Origin of the sequence: Demequina aurantiaca, assembly GCF_000975135.1 — a bacterium.
Classification (GTDB): Bacteria; Actinomycetota; Actinomycetes; order Actinomycetales; family Demequinaceae; genus Demequina; species Demequina aurantiaca.
Genome location: NZ_BBRF01000001.1, coordinates 990,954 through 1,006,302, shown reverse-complemented (window position 1 = coordinate 1,006,302; position 15,349 = coordinate 990,954). Strand labels below are relative to the sequence as shown.

Annotated in this window: 11 protein-coding genes, 2 tRNA genes and 1 other RNA gene; 7 read left to right on the top strand and 7 right to left on the bottom strand. The window is 65.2% G+C overall.

The features are described 5' to 3' along the window. Window positions 1-433 precede the first annotated feature (433 nt). Complete coding sequence (locus AOP73_RS04515; protein ID WP_061963390.1) at window positions 434-1,087, top strand: TetR/AcrR family transcriptional regulator; 654 nt, start codon at window positions 434-436, stop codon at window positions 1,085-1,087. A gap of 29 nt (window positions 1,088-1,116) precedes the next feature. Continuing rightward, window positions 1,117-2,913 (top strand): sulfatase, encoded by a 1,797-nt coding sequence (locus tag AOP73_RS04510; protein WP_061963389.1) that lies wholly within the window; start codon window positions 1,117-1,119, stop codon window positions 2,911-2,913. 149 nt (window positions 2,914-3,062) lie between these two features. On the opposite strand, the gene AOP73_RS04505 is transcribed toward AOP73_RS04510, so the two are convergent. The 4 genes from AOP73_RS04505 to upp form a co-directional block, all read right to left on the bottom strand. Further along, a complete protein-coding gene (locus tag AOP73_RS04505) occupies window positions 3,063-4,523 on the bottom strand; it encodes a sulfatase family protein (RefSeq protein WP_061963388.1) in 1,461 nt (486 codons plus the stop codon). Further along, window positions 4,523-7,174, bottom strand: a complete 2,652-nt coding sequence (locus AOP73_RS04500; RefSeq protein WP_061963387.1) for a glycoside hydrolase family 3 protein — start codon at window positions 7,172-7,174, stop codon at window positions 4,523-4,525. Before AOP73_RS04500 ends, AOP73_RS04505 begins: the two co-directional genes overlap by 1 nt. Window positions 7,175-7,262: 88 nt before the next feature. Beyond that, a complete protein-coding gene (locus AOP73_RS04495; protein WP_061963386.1) occupies window positions 7,263-8,414 on the bottom strand; it encodes an ROK family transcriptional regulator in 1,152 nt (383 codons plus the stop codon). Between the two features lie 68 nt (window positions 8,415-8,482). Then, window positions 8,483-9,118, bottom strand: a complete 636-nt coding sequence (gene upp / locus AOP73_RS04490) for a uracil phosphoribosyltransferase (RefSeq protein ID WP_061963385.1) — start codon at window positions 9,116-9,118, stop codon at window positions 8,483-8,485. Between the two features lie 88 nt (window positions 9,119-9,206). On the opposite strand from upp, the gene AOP73_RS04485 reads away from it, so the two are divergent. From AOP73_RS04485 to AOP73_RS04475, 3 genes are all read left to right on the top strand, one after another. Further along, window positions 9,207-9,662, top strand: a complete 456-nt coding sequence (locus tag AOP73_RS04485; RefSeq protein WP_439645227.1) for a nucleoside deaminase — start codon at window positions 9,207-9,209, stop codon at window positions 9,660-9,662. Window positions 9,663-9,751: 89 nt separating this feature from the next. Then, window positions 9,752-9,842 (top strand) — tRNA-Ser (locus AOP73_RS04480). 148 nt (window positions 9,843-9,990) lie between these two features. Beyond that, a complete protein-coding gene (locus AOP73_RS04475) occupies window positions 9,991-11,070 on the top strand; it encodes an FUSC family protein (protein WP_152650530.1) in 1,080 nt (359 codons plus the stop codon). Here AOP73_RS04475 and AOP73_RS04470 read toward each other — a convergent pair. Both AOP73_RS04470 and AOP73_RS04465 read right to left on the bottom strand, forming a co-directional pair. Further along, window positions 11,067-11,777 (bottom strand): LytR C-terminal domain-containing protein, encoded by a 711-nt coding sequence (locus AOP73_RS04470; protein WP_152650529.1) that lies wholly within the window; start codon window positions 11,775-11,777, stop codon window positions 11,067-11,069. The genes AOP73_RS04475 and AOP73_RS04470 overlap by 4 nt on opposite strands. Before the next feature lie 265 nt (window positions 11,778-12,042). Beyond that, a tRNA-Ser gene (locus tag AOP73_RS04465) sits at window positions 12,043-12,130 on the bottom strand. A gap of 65 nt (window positions 12,131-12,195) precedes the next feature. Between AOP73_RS04465 and ffs the strand changes: the two genes are divergently transcribed. Together ffs and AOP73_RS04455 are read left to right on the top strand one after the other, a co-directional pair. Then, window positions 12,196-12,292, top strand: an RNA gene (gene ffs, locus AOP73_RS04460) — signal recognition particle sRNA small type. Between the two features lie 61 nt (window positions 12,293-12,353). After that, the gene (locus AOP73_RS04455; protein WP_061964842.1) at window positions 12,354-14,507 is read left to right on the top strand and encodes a DNA polymerase III subunit gamma and tau; all 2,154 of its coding nucleotides are present in this window, start codon (window positions 12,354-12,356) and stop codon (window positions 14,505-14,507) included. Between the two features lie 9 nt (window positions 14,508-14,516). Here AOP73_RS04455 and map read toward each other — a convergent pair whose 3' ends face one another. Then, window positions 14,517-15,299, bottom strand: coding sequence for a type I methionyl aminopeptidase (map, locus tag AOP73_RS04450; RefSeq protein ID WP_061963381.1), 783 nt, complete (start codon window positions 15,297-15,299; stop codon window positions 14,517-14,519). Window positions 15,300-15,349: the final 50 nt, after the last annotated feature.

The window sequence follows — 15,349 nt, the reverse complement described above, 5'->3', positions numbered from 1 at the left end:
GGGTGTTTTCTTAAAACAGCCCCTAGATGTTGTGGTCCTGTGTAAAACCCTGTGGATACGTTGTGTACAACTCGGCGTGTCCTCCACAAGCGCACGAAAACTCTGGGGAAGGATAAGCCACCTCGAGTTTTTGGGCATGAGTCAAGTATGCCAACGGGGTCTGACATCGCGACTCGATGAGCCCCGATCGCCGCGCCGCACGTGACGCCACCCAGCCCCTCCAGCCAACGGCCACCCGTCCACTGCCGCGCGCCCGAAAAACCTTAAACCTACTAACCAGTCAGATTATGAGTTAGACTGCACTCGCACCCTGGCTGAGCACCGGCCAACCCGCGCCATCGACATTGGAGTCGACGAATGCACCGTCTACCGAACCCCGTCAGTTCCGACAGGACTCCGCGCACACGCGACACCTCGCACCAGGACAATCACTGTGAGTGAGACGACGGAGATTCGCAGACGCCGCAGCCCCAAGGGCGAGCAACGCCGCGAGGCCATCATCGACGCCGCCGCAGAACTCTTCGCCCAAGGCGGCCTGGACTCTGCCAGCGTTGCCGACATCGCCACCCGAGCCGGGCTGACTCAGGCCGGTCTGCTGTACCACTTCCCCTCCAAGAATGCGCTCCTGCTCGCCGTGCTGGACCGGCGCGACCAGGAACCCGCCGCGGAATTCACCCCCGAGGGCGTCGCCTTCGTCATCGGCTACCTCGAGATTCTCCGAGGTCACGAAGCCGACCGGCGCGAGATGCAGTTCTTCGCGATGCTCTCCACGGAGAGCATCGCGCCTGACCACCCAGCGCACCAGCACTTCCTCACACGACACCGCAACCTCGTCCAGGCGTTCGGTCACGCCCTGGAGACGGTGTTCGACGCGACCAAGCTCCCCAGCATCGTCCAGATCGCCGACATCGCGGACTGGCTGATCGCGATGTCCGATGGGCTCCGCGCGCAGTGGCTCCGCGATCCCGATTCCGTTGACCGGTCGGAGTCGATCATCCGCCTTCTCGAGTCCCTCAGCCCCTACATGTTCGACGATGCTCGCGCCGAGCTCGACACCTATTTCCAGGAGCGACGCAAGGAAGCGTAGCTCCGTGTTCCACTCGAAAGGGGAACCCAATGAAGGCCATCATGGTCATGTTCGACAGTCTCAACCGCAAGTACCTCCCGCAGTATGGGGCAGACTTCAACACGCTGCCCAACTTCCAGCGCCTGCAGGACCGCAGCATCACGTTCGACACCTGCTACGGCGGATCGATGCCCTGCATGCCCGCGCGCCGCGAGATGCACACGGGACGCTACAACTTCCTCCACCGTTCGTGGAGCCCGCTCGAGCCCTTTGACGACTCGATCCCGGAGATGCTTAAGAACAACGGCGTCTATACCCACCTGGTCACCGACCACGGGCACTACTGGGAAGACGGTGGCGCTACCTATCACAACCGTTTCTCCACCTACGAGTTCTTCCGTGGCCAGGAAGGCGACCCCTGGAAGGGTCAGGTCAAGGATCCTGAGATCCCCGACACCGTCAACTGGCGTGCGGGTGCGGCATGGCGCCAGGACTGGATCAACCGCGAGTACATGCAGACCAAGGAGCAGCACTCGCAGTACCAGACCGTCGAAGCCGGCGTCGAGTTCATTGAGACCAACAAGGCCGAAGACAACTGGTTCGTCCAGATCGAGTGCTTCGACCCCCACGAGCCGTTCTTCAGCTATGACGAGCACAAGGAGCGCCGCCCGCACACCTACGACGGCGATCACTTTGACTGGCCCGACTACCGTCGCGTGGTCGAGGATGAGCAGACGGTCAACCACGTCCGCGAGGAGTACAACGCGCTACTAACCTTCTGTGACGACTCGCTGGGACGCGTGCTCGACACGATGGACGCGAACAACATGTGGGAGGACACGATGTTGATCGTGTGCACCGACCACGGCCTCATGATTGGTGAGCGCGGCTGGTTCGGCAAGAACATCCAGCCTTGGTACGACGAGACCATCCACACGCCGCTGTTCATCTACGATCCCCGCAATGTCGCCGCCGGCGAACGTCGTGAGTCGCTGGTACAGACGGTCGACTTCGGCCCCACACTGCTCGGCTACTTTGGCGTGGACCTCACCGATGACATGCGTGGCAAGGATCTTGCGCCCGTCATCGCGAATGACGAGCCTGTGCGCGAGAGCGGCTTATTCGGAATGTTTGGCGGCCACACCTGTGTGACCGACGGCAAGGTGGTCTACATGCGGGCCTGCGCGACTCCGCAGAACCAGCCGCTGTTTAACCACACACTGATGCCGATGCACATGAATACTCTGATGTCCGTGGAGGAGCTATCGAAGTCCGAGCTCATCGATCCGCTTCCGTTCACCAAGGGTGCGCCGGTGCTCAAGCTTCCTGCCGGTTCGTGGGGAAGCCCCGTGGCCTTCGGCACACTGCTGTACGACCTCGAGACGGACCCCGATGAGCTCGAGCCGCTGCGCGACCCAGAGTTGGAGCTTCGCATGATCCGCCTGATGGTGGACGCTATGGTGGCCAACGAGGCTCCCGAGTCGCAGTTTGAGCGCATGGGCCTGCCCCTGACCTCCGACGCCGTCACCGAAGAGCACTTGCTCATCGAGAAGCAGTGGGCACAGGTGCAGAGTGGCCTGCAGCAGGCGCTCCCCGCGGAGGAGTTCCCCAAGGATCGCCTGGGCGTCCACACGCCCATCAGCGAACTGTTTGAGAATCCCGCAGTCAAGGGCATGCTGACCCAGGCACTCCCCATCCCGGCCGGCATGATGAGCCGTCTTGGATCCATGACGTTGTGGCAGATGTCCGTCATGAACCCCGCCATGGGCGAGCAGGCACTCAAGGGTCTGGATATGGGCATTCAGCAGGCGGTGGCAGCAGGCGCGGCCGCAGGACAACCCGCCTAGGTCACACTCCCCTCGCGTGAGAAGAAGACCCCGCCTCCTGAGGGAGACGGGGTCTTCTGCGTTGGCGACGCCCCAAAGAGCCGCGTGAGAACACCAAAGGCCGGTAGCCGGACACCACGTGTCCGGCCACCGGCATGGGAGGTCGTGGGTCAGGCCAGTTCAGGAACTGACTGACTCACGTGCGGGGCGTCGCCCAGCTCGTGCTGTGCACGCCACATCTTCGCTTCCATGTCCTTCTTCACCTCGGCGTAGGCGGGGTCGTCGGCGACATTGTTGAGTTCCTCGGGGTCCTCCTGCATGTCGTAAAGCTCCCACTCGGCGGAGTACGTAAACGGGCCAGTTCCCGGGATGCCAAGGCCATCGTTGTAGAAGTAGATGAGCTTGTAGCGATCGGTGCGGTACCCGTAGTGCGCCGGCGCTTTGTGAAACACGTCGTCATGCTCCCAATACCGGTAGTACATGCCCTCGGCATCGGGCAGCGGCGCGAACGACGGCGCAATGTCTCCAGCGAACGACCGTCCCTGCATGCGGTCGTGATGGTCCACGCCCGCGAAGTCGAGGATGGTCTGCGCGAAGTCCACGTTCGTGACGATCCCCGTGTGTTCCTGACCCGCCGGCACGGCACGCGGGTAGGACATCACGAGCGGCATCTGCAGCGACTCCTCGTACATGAAGCGCTTGTCGAACCAGCCGTGGTCGCCCAGGAAGAAGCCTTGGTCGGAGGCGTACATCAGCACCGTGTCGTCAAGGTCGCCACGCTCTTCGAGCCAATCGGACACGCGTCCCACGTTGTCGTCGACGCTCGCAACGGTGCGCAGGTAGTCCTCCATGAACCGCTGGTATTTCCACAGCGCGATTTCCTCGTAGGTCAATCCAGCGGGGGGATCAATCTTGAGGTCTTCTGCGTTGAGGTGCTCGGCGATGCGCATGGCGGCCCGACGGGCGGAGATACTGCGCGTCGACAGGTCGTCATTGAACGTCGATGGCACCGGGATGGGCTCCTTATACATGTCCTCGTACTGCTCTGCCGGCTCCCAGGGGCGGTGAGGCGCCTTATGCCAGATCAGGATGCACCAGGGCTCATCTCCTTCGAGGGACTCCACCCACTTGGTGGACAGGTCCGTGACGATGTCCGTTGCGTAGCCCTCCTCGATGCGCAGCCCTTCCTTGGAGAGCATGCGGGGGTTGTGATATTCCCCTTGCTCGATGAAGACGTCCCAGTAGTCGAAGTTCTCCGGGTTGTGGCCCTCGCCATCACCCATATGCCACTTGCCCACCATCGCGGTGCGGTAGCCCGACTCCTTGAGCTGGGAAATGAAAGTGGGCTGGCTGGCATCCAGTGGGGTCACCAGGGTGGAGACGCCATTGACGTGGCTGTAGGTGCCGGTGAGGATGCTGGCACGGCTAGGCGAGCACAGGGAGTTGGTCGCGAAGCAGTGATCGAAACGCACGCCGCGGTTGGCGATCTCGTCAATGCGCGGCGTCTGATTGACCACCGATCCGTACGCGCTGATCGAGTGAGCCGCGTGGTCGTCAGTCAGGATCACCACGATGTTGGGGCGCCGGGCGGGCGCCTCCGCATGTGCCTCGTTGGTGGTGGGATCGGCCATCATCGCACCTCGAATCCAATGGCTGCGTTGAGATCGGCAGACGACGTGCCGACGTGGAGTGTGAATGAGCCAGGGACGAAGGTCCAGCCACCGGAGTGAATCTGGAAGGCCCTGGCCGGAACCGGTAGGGAAACCACTGCGGACTGACCGGCATCAAGCTCGACACCGTCGAAGGCGGCCAGCGACGGCGCGGGCTCCTCGGCGACGGTGGGGAACTCTAGGTAGACCTGCGGAACGGCACGGCCGGCCCGGTCACCGGTGTTGGTGACCTTGACGGAGACGGTGACCACGGCATCGTCTAGCGGCACAGCCTCGAGGTCGGTAGCGGCAATGTCGCTGCCACCCACAACCACGTCGCCAAATTCGAAGGTCGTGTACGACAGCCCAAAGCCGAACGGGAAGGCTGGAGCAGGACCACCATCGGCGAGGTAGTGGCGGTAGCCCACGCGCAAACCCTCAGTGAACTTGCTCACCTTGTCCACTCCGGGGAACTGCTCGGGAGCAGCGGCGGGCAAGTCGGCATCGGACTGGGGGAAGGTCACGGGCAGGCGGCCAGCGGGCGCCGTGGCCCCGGTGAGGACCTGGGCGACTGCCGCGCCACCGCGGGAGCCTCCGTACCAAGCCTCGATGACACCCGCAACATCGTCGCGCCACGGGGTCAGAATCGCACTCGACGTGCACAGCACCACGATGGTGTTCTTGTTCGCTGCGGCGACGCGTTCAATGAGCTGATCCTGGCCAGCGGGCAGCGCGAGGCTGTCACGGTCGAGGCCTTCGGAGGCGGCGTCGCGAACAACGACGATCGCAAGATCGGCCGATGCCGCGGCGGCTACCGCCTCTGCCTCGCCCGTTCCACGCGTTGCGTCGGTACGCTCCAGGCCGACCTTGAAGGACTGGGGCGTGTGAGACATGAAACCAAGACTGTCCAGACTGCTGACCGCAAAATCTGCGTGGATGTCATAGACGCCCGGCTCGAGGTCGATCGATCCGTCGACCGAACTGAGTCGCGGTCCTTCCGCCTTCTCGAGGAAGGTGCGACCGTCGATGGAGATGGACACGCTTCCGGAGGTGGTCGCGTCAAAGCGATAGGTGCCAGCAGTGTCGATGGTGATGGTGCCGCGCCACTGGACCACGGTGGCCGTCTGAGCGGCGAGGCTCGAGGGTTCGGCGTCCAGCGGGGTACCGAAGGACATCCCAATCTGGTCAATGCGGTCGGTCTCGCGACGCTTCACCTCGGCACCTGAGGCATCGAAGCTGACCTCGGTGATACTTGGGGATCCATCGGCGTTGCGGAACATGTGGCGTGGGACCGCTGGCAGGCCGGGGATCATGTCGGTGAGCACGAGCGGATCGTGGCCAACTGCGGTGCTGATCGTGGCATCGGGAATCGCACTGGTCAACGCGCCCAGGACGGTGTCACACCCCTCAAGTGCGGCGAACGGGCCACCCGCGATCTGGTCGTCGCTGGCAGCGGCTCCGATCACGGCAATGGTGGCAGTCGAGGAGGCATCGAGCGGCAGGACGCCGTCGTTCTTCAGTAGCACGATGGCGCGTGCAGCTGCTTCCTGAACAATTGCGCTGTGCTCATCGAGGCTCTCGATTCCCGTGCGCTCGGGCGGCGAGTCGAGCATGCCGTAGTCGGCCATCGTGGTGAGGATTCGCGTGATGGCGGCATTGACGTAGTCCTCGGAGATGCGGCCCTCGGCGATCTCAGTGCGCAGGACGGCGCCAAACTTGTCCTCGTCGCGGAACTCCTGGTCGAGCCCGTAAGTGAGCGACTCCACCGTGCGGTGGGCTCCGGCGTCGGTGCGCACGATGCCCTCGAAGCCCCACTCCTCGCGCACGATGCCGCGCATCAGCGAGGGGTCGTTATGGAAGTGCTCGCCGTTGATCTGCGCGTAGCAGGTCATCAGCATCGCGGGAGAGGACGTGCGAATGACGTCGCGGAAGGGAGCCAGGTAGATCTGGTGCAGCGGGCGCTCGTCGATGTGGCAGTCGACCTCGAGGCGATCCGTCTCGACGGTATTGAGGCCCACGTGCTTGAGGTCGGCCATGATGCCGGTCGCCTGGACCGCGTCGACGTATGCGGCGCCCATGGTGGCGTTGAGCTTGGGGTCCTCGCCAAAGTTCTCGTGTGAGCGACCGTGGCGCGGATCACGCGTGACGTCCATGGTGGGAGCGTGGATCACGGCATATCCAAGTGCGCGGAACTCCGCCGCGATCACGCCGGCGGCCGCCTTCACCGTCTCCGTGTCAAAGGTGGCACCCAAAGCAACTTCGGACGGAATTCTGGTCGCCTTCTGTGCGCCGAGCAGGGGCGCAGCAGGACTATCAGCCTGGGTAAAGTCGGGCACGCCCAGGCGGTCGATGCCGTGGACGAATACCTGCCAGATGTCGCGTCCGCTCATGCGCAGGCCCGCGCCGTAGAGCAGCGACGTCTTCTCGTCGAGCGTCATCTCGGCGATGAGCGCCCTCACGCGCTCAGCCGTAGGCGCTTCGGTGTTGGCCCAGGACGCACCCTCGGGGAAGTCCACGTTGATTGCGTCACGCTGCACGGCGGATCGCGACAGGATGGCCCAGATGTCAGTTCCGGGCCCGAAGGACTCTACGTCGGAAAACTCTGAACCGGTCGGCTCTGAGGACTGCGTCATGGTTGCTCCAGTTGAATAGGTTCCGCCACGTTGCGGATCGCCATCAACGCTATGACAGTCCGTCATTTCCGTCAAAGGTCGGATTAATTCAGCGTCGGTACCCATCGAGGAGGTGAGAGGAGCGCAGCGCGAGCGCAACTCCGCCCCGTGCAGGCGCGTCGTCTCCCATGGCCGAGCGCACCAGCACGACGCCATCGGTGGCGTGGCGACCGGCAGTCGCAGCTACCTGCTTGGCGACTGCCGCGACAAACCCCGGCACCTGCGCAACCGAGCCGCCTAACACCACGCGCCCCACATCCACCACTGACACAATGCCGGACACCGCTTGCGCAACCCTGAGAGCCGCATCATCGACCGCCGGCACCACGCCCTGGGTCGCCGCCTCCGCCAGTTCGTCGCTCGACTGCAGCCGGGCCGCCTTGAGGATCGCATCCATCGACGCGTACATCTCGAGGCATCCCACGCCGCCGCACCAGCATCGGGGGCCGACGGGGTCGACACACAGGTGACCAAACTCCGAGCCCGTTCCACGCGCTCCGGTCGCGAGGCGACCGTCAAGAATGAGCCCGCCACCCACGCCGCGGTCGAGGTGAAGGTAGGCGAAGTCCCGGTATCCGCGACCGGCGCCCCACTGGGCCTCCGCCAGCGCCGTCAGGCGAGAGTTGTTGTCCCACTCGGGATGCACGCCTACTGCCTCGGCGAAAGCCTCGCCGCGTTCAGCAGGAGGTCGTCGCCGCCCCGGCCGCGTTGCCGTAATCGGGCGCGGCAGCCCCACCGCCAACGCAGCAAGGCCGTGCTCGCCATCGGCGCCTCGCAGCAAACCTGCCAGCGCCGTGGCCGCATCGGAGGTCGCCGCAGCAAGGTCGAAGGGTTCGGGGGCGGCAATCCGCGTCGCCGCTGTCACCTCGCCGTCAAGGCCGGCCACGAGAATGGTCGAACCCGCGCGGGTGAGGGCCACTCCCGCGACTCTCGCGATCTCTCCGCTGAGTCGAAGGGGTCGCGTGGGGCGCCCACGACCCTGGCGTTCGGGGGCTGCGTCAAGCTCCTCAACTACCCCCTCGGCGATGAGCGCCTGCAGGACGTCGGAGAGGGTTGAGCGCGACAATCCCGACTGTGATTGGATCTCGGCGCGACTCAGTTGAGCCTCGCTGATGAGGCAGTCGATGACCGCCTGCTGGTTCTCGCGGCGCGCACGGTGCGGCGCGCGCCCGGACGGCTGGTTCTCGACAGTGCCACTCATAGTGGCACCACCGTAACCATTTTTTCCGAAAGTGGCCACAATTCGGAAGAAGAAGGTCGGTGGAGGAGTTAGACCAGACCGTAGAGGCGGTCGCCCGCGTCGCCCAGTCCCGGCACGATGAAGCCCTGCTCGTTGAGCCTCTCATCCACCTGCGCCACGACCACAGATACGTCGACACGCTCGCCCATCGCGGTCCGGACGCGCTCGATTCCCTCGGGGGCGGCCAGAAGACAAACACACGTCACGTCAGTCGCGCCACGCTCGAGGACGTACTCGATCGCAGCCACGAGCGAGCCGCCCGTCGCCAGCATCGGGTCGATGAGGAAGACCTGGCGCCCGGTGAGGTCGTCCGGCAGGCGGTTCGCGTAGGTAATCGCCTCGAGGGTCTCCTCATCGCGCTTGAGCCCCAGGAATCCCACCTCGGCGCTCGGCAGCAACCGCGTCATCCCGTCCAGCATCCCGAGTCCGGCGCGCAAGATCGGCACGATCAACGGCGCGGGGCTCGCGATCTTGGTGCCGGTCGTCGGCTGGAGCGGCGTCTCTACCTCACATTCGACTACGCGCACCTGGCGGGTCGCCTCATATGCGAGGAGCGTCACCAGCTCGTCAACCAACAGCCGGAACGTCGGCGACGGCGTGTTCTTGTCCCTCAGGACGGTGACCTTGTGGGCAATGAGCGGGTGATCCGCGACGTGAAGCTGCATGGCTTAACCCTACTTCGTAGCGGCGCCGCGCGCGCCTGCCTGGCCCCAGCATCGTCCGCCGGCAAGTCGCCCCGGTAACCTGACCTGCATGCACGGTTTCTACGAAGCAGCCATGGGCGAGGCGCTGATGCTCGCGCGCGCGGCAGGCAACATCGGCGAGGTGCCCGTGGGGGCCGTCGTGCTGGACGCCGAGGGATCGGTGATCGGTCGCGGGTTCAATCAGCGCGCCGTGAGGTCCGACCCCACCGCGCACGCCGAGGTCTTGGCCTTGCGAGAAGCGGCCGAGCACGTGGGCAGTTGGCGCCTTGAAACGTGCACGCTCGTCGTGACGTTGGAGCCATGCGCGATGTGCGCTGGCGCGTTGCTTGCGGCACGCATCCCCCGCCTCGTGCTGGGCGCTTGGGATCAGAAGGCGGGCGCCACCGGGTCGCAGTGGGACCTGGTGCGTGACGCTCGGATTGGCGCCAAAGTGGAGGTCATCGCGGGCATCCGCAGCGACGAGTCCGCCCTGATCCTGCGTGAGTTCTTTGAACAACGCCGCTAGCGGCGCAAGCGGCGCGGCCGATGCCGGGGCCAGGCACACAGGTGCGCCCAGTTTGGTCGGGGCCACTCCCAGCAGGTATCCTCTCCCACGGTGACGTGTCCGAGCGGCCGAAGGTGCAACACTCGAAATGTTGTGTACGGTACCCCCGTACCGCGGGTTCAAATCCCGCCGTCACCGCCACTGACCCGGTCCCGATTCTCGCGAATCGGGGCCGGGTTCTTTGCGTTCTCAGCGGGGCTGGGCGGGACGCTCGTCCCGACGTAACGCGGCGCACTCTGGCAATAATGGGAGACAGGGGCCGTCAGCGTGCCTCGCGAGGGGAGCACCGATGAGTCACAGCGCCGCTCGCGAGCGCCGTGACCGCTGGACGCATGGAACGCACCGGGCGGTGAAGAGCCTGCGGACCTTTCAGCCGTACACCGGCCCTCGATGGCACTTGGGGCTGCAGGCGGCCCTGGTCATGGCGGTGCCCATCGCGGTTGGCGCGGCGCTTGGCTCGGAGACACTGGGCATCTTGGCCGCCACCGGCGGATTCACGGTGCTTCACGTCACCAACCTCAACGTCCTCGAACGGATCCGGGTCCTCCCCCTAGTCGCGGCCTTCCTGCTTTTCGCCTCTACTCTTGCGACCGTGCTCGCGCCATACCCCCTGGCGGCTTCCGTGGGCCTCGTGGTGGTGACGGTCGCCGGGGCGGCGCTGTCCTTCGGGTATCGCATGGGCGCCCCGGGACCGCTCTTTGTCGCCCTCGCCTATGGTCTGTCCGCACGCGTGACCGCGGTGGTCGACGGCGAGAGGGCCATCGCTCCGGCCTCGCTGATCATGGCGGTAGCGGCCGGCATGCTGTTCGCGCTCGCGGTCGCGGCGTCCCCGATCCTGCTGGCGCGCAATCGCCACCTCCCCGCGCGTCCGCTGCGTCAGATCTTGTCCGTGTTCAACCTGGGCCGCGACGGTCGCACCCTGTTGATGCGCGTCGCGATCGTAGCTGTGGTGGGCACGGCTATCAGCGTCACGGCCATCGATCCGGAGCGCGCGTACTGGACCGTGGGAGCGGGCATAGCGGTCATCGGCACCCGGGCGGGGCGCGGCGATGCAGCACGCCGCGGACTCCACCGCATCGTCGGCACTGTCGCCGGTGCGCTCATCTTCTTGGCCTTCGGCTCGCTCGACCTGGCGCCTCTCGCCCTTGCGGTAGTACTGGGGTCGCTGCAGTTCGTCACGCAACTCGTCACGGTGCGCAACTACGCGCTCGCGCTGCTCTTCATCACGCCGATGGTCCTGCTGTTGACAGGTGCCGCCACGGGCACCATCGGCTCATTCTCAACCCTCACGGAGCGGGTTGTAGATACCGTGATCGGTGCACTGCTGGGCACCCTGACCGGGTTGCTACACCGGCCACACGCGCGTTAGTTGTCGCCCTCCTGGGGCACGTCGCTCGCCTCTGCGCTGGGGCTGGAGCTCGCTTCAACCAAGGGGTTGTCTGGGATCACGCGAGGCGCCGGCTCAGGCGCGACTAGCTCGACTGGCACACACTGCTGGGGACGAACGAAGGGCGTCTCGGGGTCGAGCTCGGGCGCACCCTGCGCGCGCAAGGTGGTTGCGGGGTCGTAGGCGTCACCGATCACAAGGTCAGACACGGCGCTATCGCGAGTGTCCAGAACCATCTCAAACTCCGTGAAGTAGTTCGACAGCGTGTACGCCTCAACCAGCCCCTCTTCGCCGTAGATGATGCGCACGCTGCCGTCGTAGGGGCGCGGATAGTTGCCTGCTCCGGTCACCACAAAGCCACGACCCTTGAGGTCGGCCGCCGTCGTGCCGGCTAGACCGGACTTGTCCGTAGCGTTCAGCACCCGGATCGGGATCTCGGTGGGCTCCATGGGCAGGGCGCCACCGGGAGGACACGCGACGTTGACCTCAGTCTCAAACTCGCTGGCGGGAGTGACGAACGGTTCGGCGAAGGGACCTTCGGTGTCGCCCTTATAGACGGAGGCAAAAAACACTCCGGCGACCGCCATGCCGATGAGGAGTAACCCAAACAGCAGGATCTGACGCTCGCGCCGATGCCGGCGCACGGTCGCGCGCTTGCTGGCGGTTGGGTCCATCGGGGGCTGAGTCACGGGCACCACTTTAGTAGAGAGACAGTTCTTCACGGAACGAAGCGCGCTGAGTACGGTTGTCCGCACCTACAACGAACAATGGTGACCACGCGCTCCAGTTCGAATCGCAACACCCGTAAAAGCACTTTGGACCCCAGCAAAAAGCGCTGAGGTCCAAGATGCTATGGCGGAGGATAGGGGAGTCCGTCGCAGGCTCCTCCTCGAATCGCAGCACCCGTAAAAGCACTTTGGACCCCAGCAAAAAGCGCTGAGGTCCAAGATGCTATGGCGGAGGATAGGGGATTCGAACCCCTGAGGGCTTGCACCCAACACGCTTTCCAAGCGTGCGCCATAGGCCACTAGGCGAATCCTCCAGGCTCATGAATGGTACCCGAGCGGCGGCGTTATAACGAATCACGCGGTTCTGGTTAAACTTGAGCCCGGCCCCTCACGTGGCGCCATCTCGCTTAACTCCCCCAGGGCAGGAATGCAGCAAGGGTAGGTGGGCTCTAGCGGGTGCGTGAGGGGTCCTTTTATGTCCCGATGCTTTTCCACCGGCCGATGCGACTGTCGCAGGGCGGCACTAGAGTCGTCTCTGTGACTGCCGCCTTGTACCGCCGATACCGCCCCGACACCTTCGCAGACGTCGTGGGGCAGGAACACGTGACGACGCCGCTCATGCAGGCACTGCGGGCCGACAAGGTCAACCATGCCTATTTGTTCTCCGGCCCCCGTGGCTGCGGCAAGACCACGTCCGCCCGTATCCTCGCGCGCTGCCTCAACTGCGCCGAGGGCCCCACGGACACCCCCTGTGGGGTCTGCGACTCGTGCACCGAGCTCGCCCGTGGAGGCACTGGCTCGGTCGACGTGGTGGAGATTGACGCGGCCTCCCACAACGGCGTCGACGATGCTCGTGAACTGCGCGAGCGCGCCGCCTTTGCTCCCGCTCGCGACCGCTACAAGATCTTCATCCTGGACGAGGCCCACATGGTCACTCCGCAGGGCTTCAATGCGCTTCTGAAGCTAGTAGAGGAGCCGCCACCCCACGTGCGGTTCATCTTCGCGACCACGGAGCCGGAGAAGGTCATCGGCACCATCCGCTCCCGTACGCACCACTACCCGTTCCGCCTCGTTCCCCCCGGCGTTCTCACTGACTACCTTCAGAGCCTTTGCGAGGCCGAAGGCGTAACCGTCGCTGCGGGAGTACTGCCCTTGGTCGTCCGCGCGGGCGGAGGTTCGGTGCGGGACTCCCTGTCGGTTCTGGATCAACTCATGGCCGGTTCCGGCGTCGACGGCGTGACGTATGACCGAGCCATTTCCCTCCTGGGCTTCACCGATGCGACTCTCCTCGACGACGCGATCGACGCGATCGCTGCGGCCGACGGCGCCTCGCTATTCGAGGTCGTGGGCCGCGTGATTGGCATCGGCCACGAGCCGCGCCGGTTTGTCGAGGACCTGCTGGAGCGCTTGCGTGACATCCTCGTACTCACCGCGTCCGGTGAGGCCGGCGCGAAGGCCCTGGGCGAAGTGCCCGAGGACCAACTCGAGCGCATGAAGGACCAAGCCCGCCACTTGGGACTCGCGCGTGCCTCACGCGCAGGAGACCTGGTGAACGACGCGCTGACAAACATGGTGGGAGCGACGTCACCCCGCCTTCACCTGGAACTTCTTTGCGCCAGGCTCATCGCGGCCGATGGTGCGGGTGCCCCCGGTGTCACACGCGAGGCCGCGTCGGCTCCAGAGGGCAACGCACCCGTGGCTCAGGCCGCGGCCCCGTCGCGACCTGCCCCCACCACTGCCGCTGCGCACGATCCCGCCTCTTCCACGCGCTCCGCCGCCGCAGAGTCCACTCAGTCTGACTCGACCCCGCCTGCGGCGGCCCCAGCTCAGGGCGCGCCCACCGGTGCTGCGGCCGCGCGGGCTGCGGTGGCCAAGCCTGCTACCGAAACTGCCGCCCCCGTGGCACCTGCTCCCGCGCCAACACCGGTCCCGTCCACCCCTCCTTCCCCCGTCACGTCGACCCCGACCGCCACTCCCGACTCCAACACGGGTGCGGGCGATACCGCCGGTGGCCCCGAGGACTCCGAGCTGGTGCGTCGACGCTGGGACGAGGTCCTCGGCACGCTCGAGCGCCGTCGCGTGACGTGGGTACTCGTCAAGCAGAGTGCCCAGGTAGCCGAGGTCGACAACGGCGTGCTCAAGCTCGCCTTCGATGGCGCTCCATTGGCCTCCCGCTTTGCGACCGGCAATCACGCGGAGAACGTGGGCCTCGCGGTGCGCGAGACCTTGGGGCTGCACGTGCGCGTCGAGGGCATCGTCGGCCCAGCCGGCGCGTTCCCGGCCGCGGCTACGGCACGCCCTGCCGCATCGGCGCCCGTCGCCTCTGCTCAGGACTCGGACCAGTCGCCACCCACGGAATCGATTCCCACCCAACCCGCGACGAGTGCGATCCCCCAGCCTCCAGCATCAGATGTACCGCCGTGGGATGACGCACCACCGGAGGACGACGAACCGCCCCGTGAGCCCTCCGGGCGCGCTCCCTCCAAGCCCGAGACCGGCGCCGCTGCACCCGTCAGCCGTCAATCGGCACCACCATCTGCATCGGCTCCCGCGGCGCAGGCCGCAGGAGGTTCCGCGCCGTGGGACGACGACGAGGAGGTCAGCGAACACGACGCCGCTGCACCTGACGCCGGACTCAGCGGCGCGGACATGGTCGCCAAGATGCTCGGCGGCAAGATCATCGACGAGTAAGCGCTCCGGCTAGCGCAACGACCGTGGTGCGAGCGTAAGGATTTCTGCTCCTTTGGGCGTGATCGCGATGGTGTGCTCACTGTGGGCGGTGCGGCATCCGGTCTCACTGCGAAGCGTCCAACCATCCGAGTCGGTCACCAGGACGGACGTATCCGCCATGACCCAGGGCTCGATGGCGAGCAACAAACCCGGACGCAACTGATATCCGCGGCCTGGGCGACCAGTGTTGGGTACATGCGGGTCCTGGTGCATCGTGGACCCGATACCGTGCCCACCGAACTCAGTGTTGATCGAATACCCCGCCCCGCTCAAAACCGTACCGATCGCGTGCGCAATGTCGCCGATTCGGGCACCGGGCTTGGCCGCGGCTATTCCCGCGGACAGGGCGCGCTCCGTCGCCTCGATCATTGCAACGCTTTGCGCGGGTCGCGCATCGCCAACGATGAAACTGATAGCCGAGTCCGCAGCGATCCCTTGCTTGGCCACTGCCAAATCTAAGGTCAGTAGGTCGCCATCGACCAGGGCATAGTCACGCGGAAGGGCGTGCAGGACTGCGTCGTTGACCGCGGTACAGATGTAATGCCCGAACGGGCCACTACCAAACGAAGGCGCGTAGTCGACGTAGCAAGACTCTGCGTCGGCATCGAGGATCATCTCCTTCGCCCACTGATCAATTTCCAGGAGGTTGGTCCCCACCGTCACGCGCTTCTTGATCGTGTGCAGGATGGTGCCCACCAAAGTGCCAGAAAGCTTTGCTCGGCCCAGTTCGGTGGGGTTCAGAATCTCGATCATGTGCTTCCAATTCTCAAATCACGGATAACTATCCCGGTAATAGTATCCCG

What these genes read in the sequence shown, in the direction of transcription:
- AOP73_RS04505 (WP_061963388.1), bottom strand. Translation starts at nt 4,523, where the DNA reads ATGGCCGATCCCACCACCAACGAGGCACATGCGGAGGCGCCCGCCCGG.
- AOP73_RS04495 (WP_061963386.1), bottom strand. Translation starts at nt 8,414, where the DNA reads ATGAGTGGCACTGTCGAGAACCAGCCGTCCGGGCGCGCGCCGCACCGT.
- map (WP_061963381.1), bottom strand. Translation starts at nt 15,299, where the DNA reads ATGATCGAGATTCTGAACCCCACCGAACTGGGCCGAGCAAAGCTTTCT.
- AOP73_RS04475 (WP_152650530.1), top strand. Translation starts at nt 9,991, where the DNA reads ATGAGTCACAGCGCCGCTCGCGAGCGCCGTGACCGCTGGACGCATGGA.
- AOP73_RS04500 (WP_061963387.1), bottom strand. Translation starts at nt 7,174, where the DNA reads ATGACGCAGTCCTCAGAGCCGACCGGTTCAGAGTTTTCCGACGTAGAG.
- AOP73_RS04485 (WP_439645227.1), top strand. Translation starts at nt 9,207, where the DNA reads ATGCACGGTTTCTACGAAGCAGCCATGGGCGAGGCGCTGATGCTCGCG.
- upp (WP_061963385.1), bottom strand. Translation starts at nt 9,118, where the DNA reads ATGCAGCTTCACGTCGCGGATCACCCGCTCATTGCCCACAAGGTCACC.
- AOP73_RS04510 (WP_061963389.1), top strand. Translation starts at nt 1,117, where the DNA reads ATGAAGGCCATCATGGTCATGTTCGACAGTCTCAACCGCAAGTACCTC.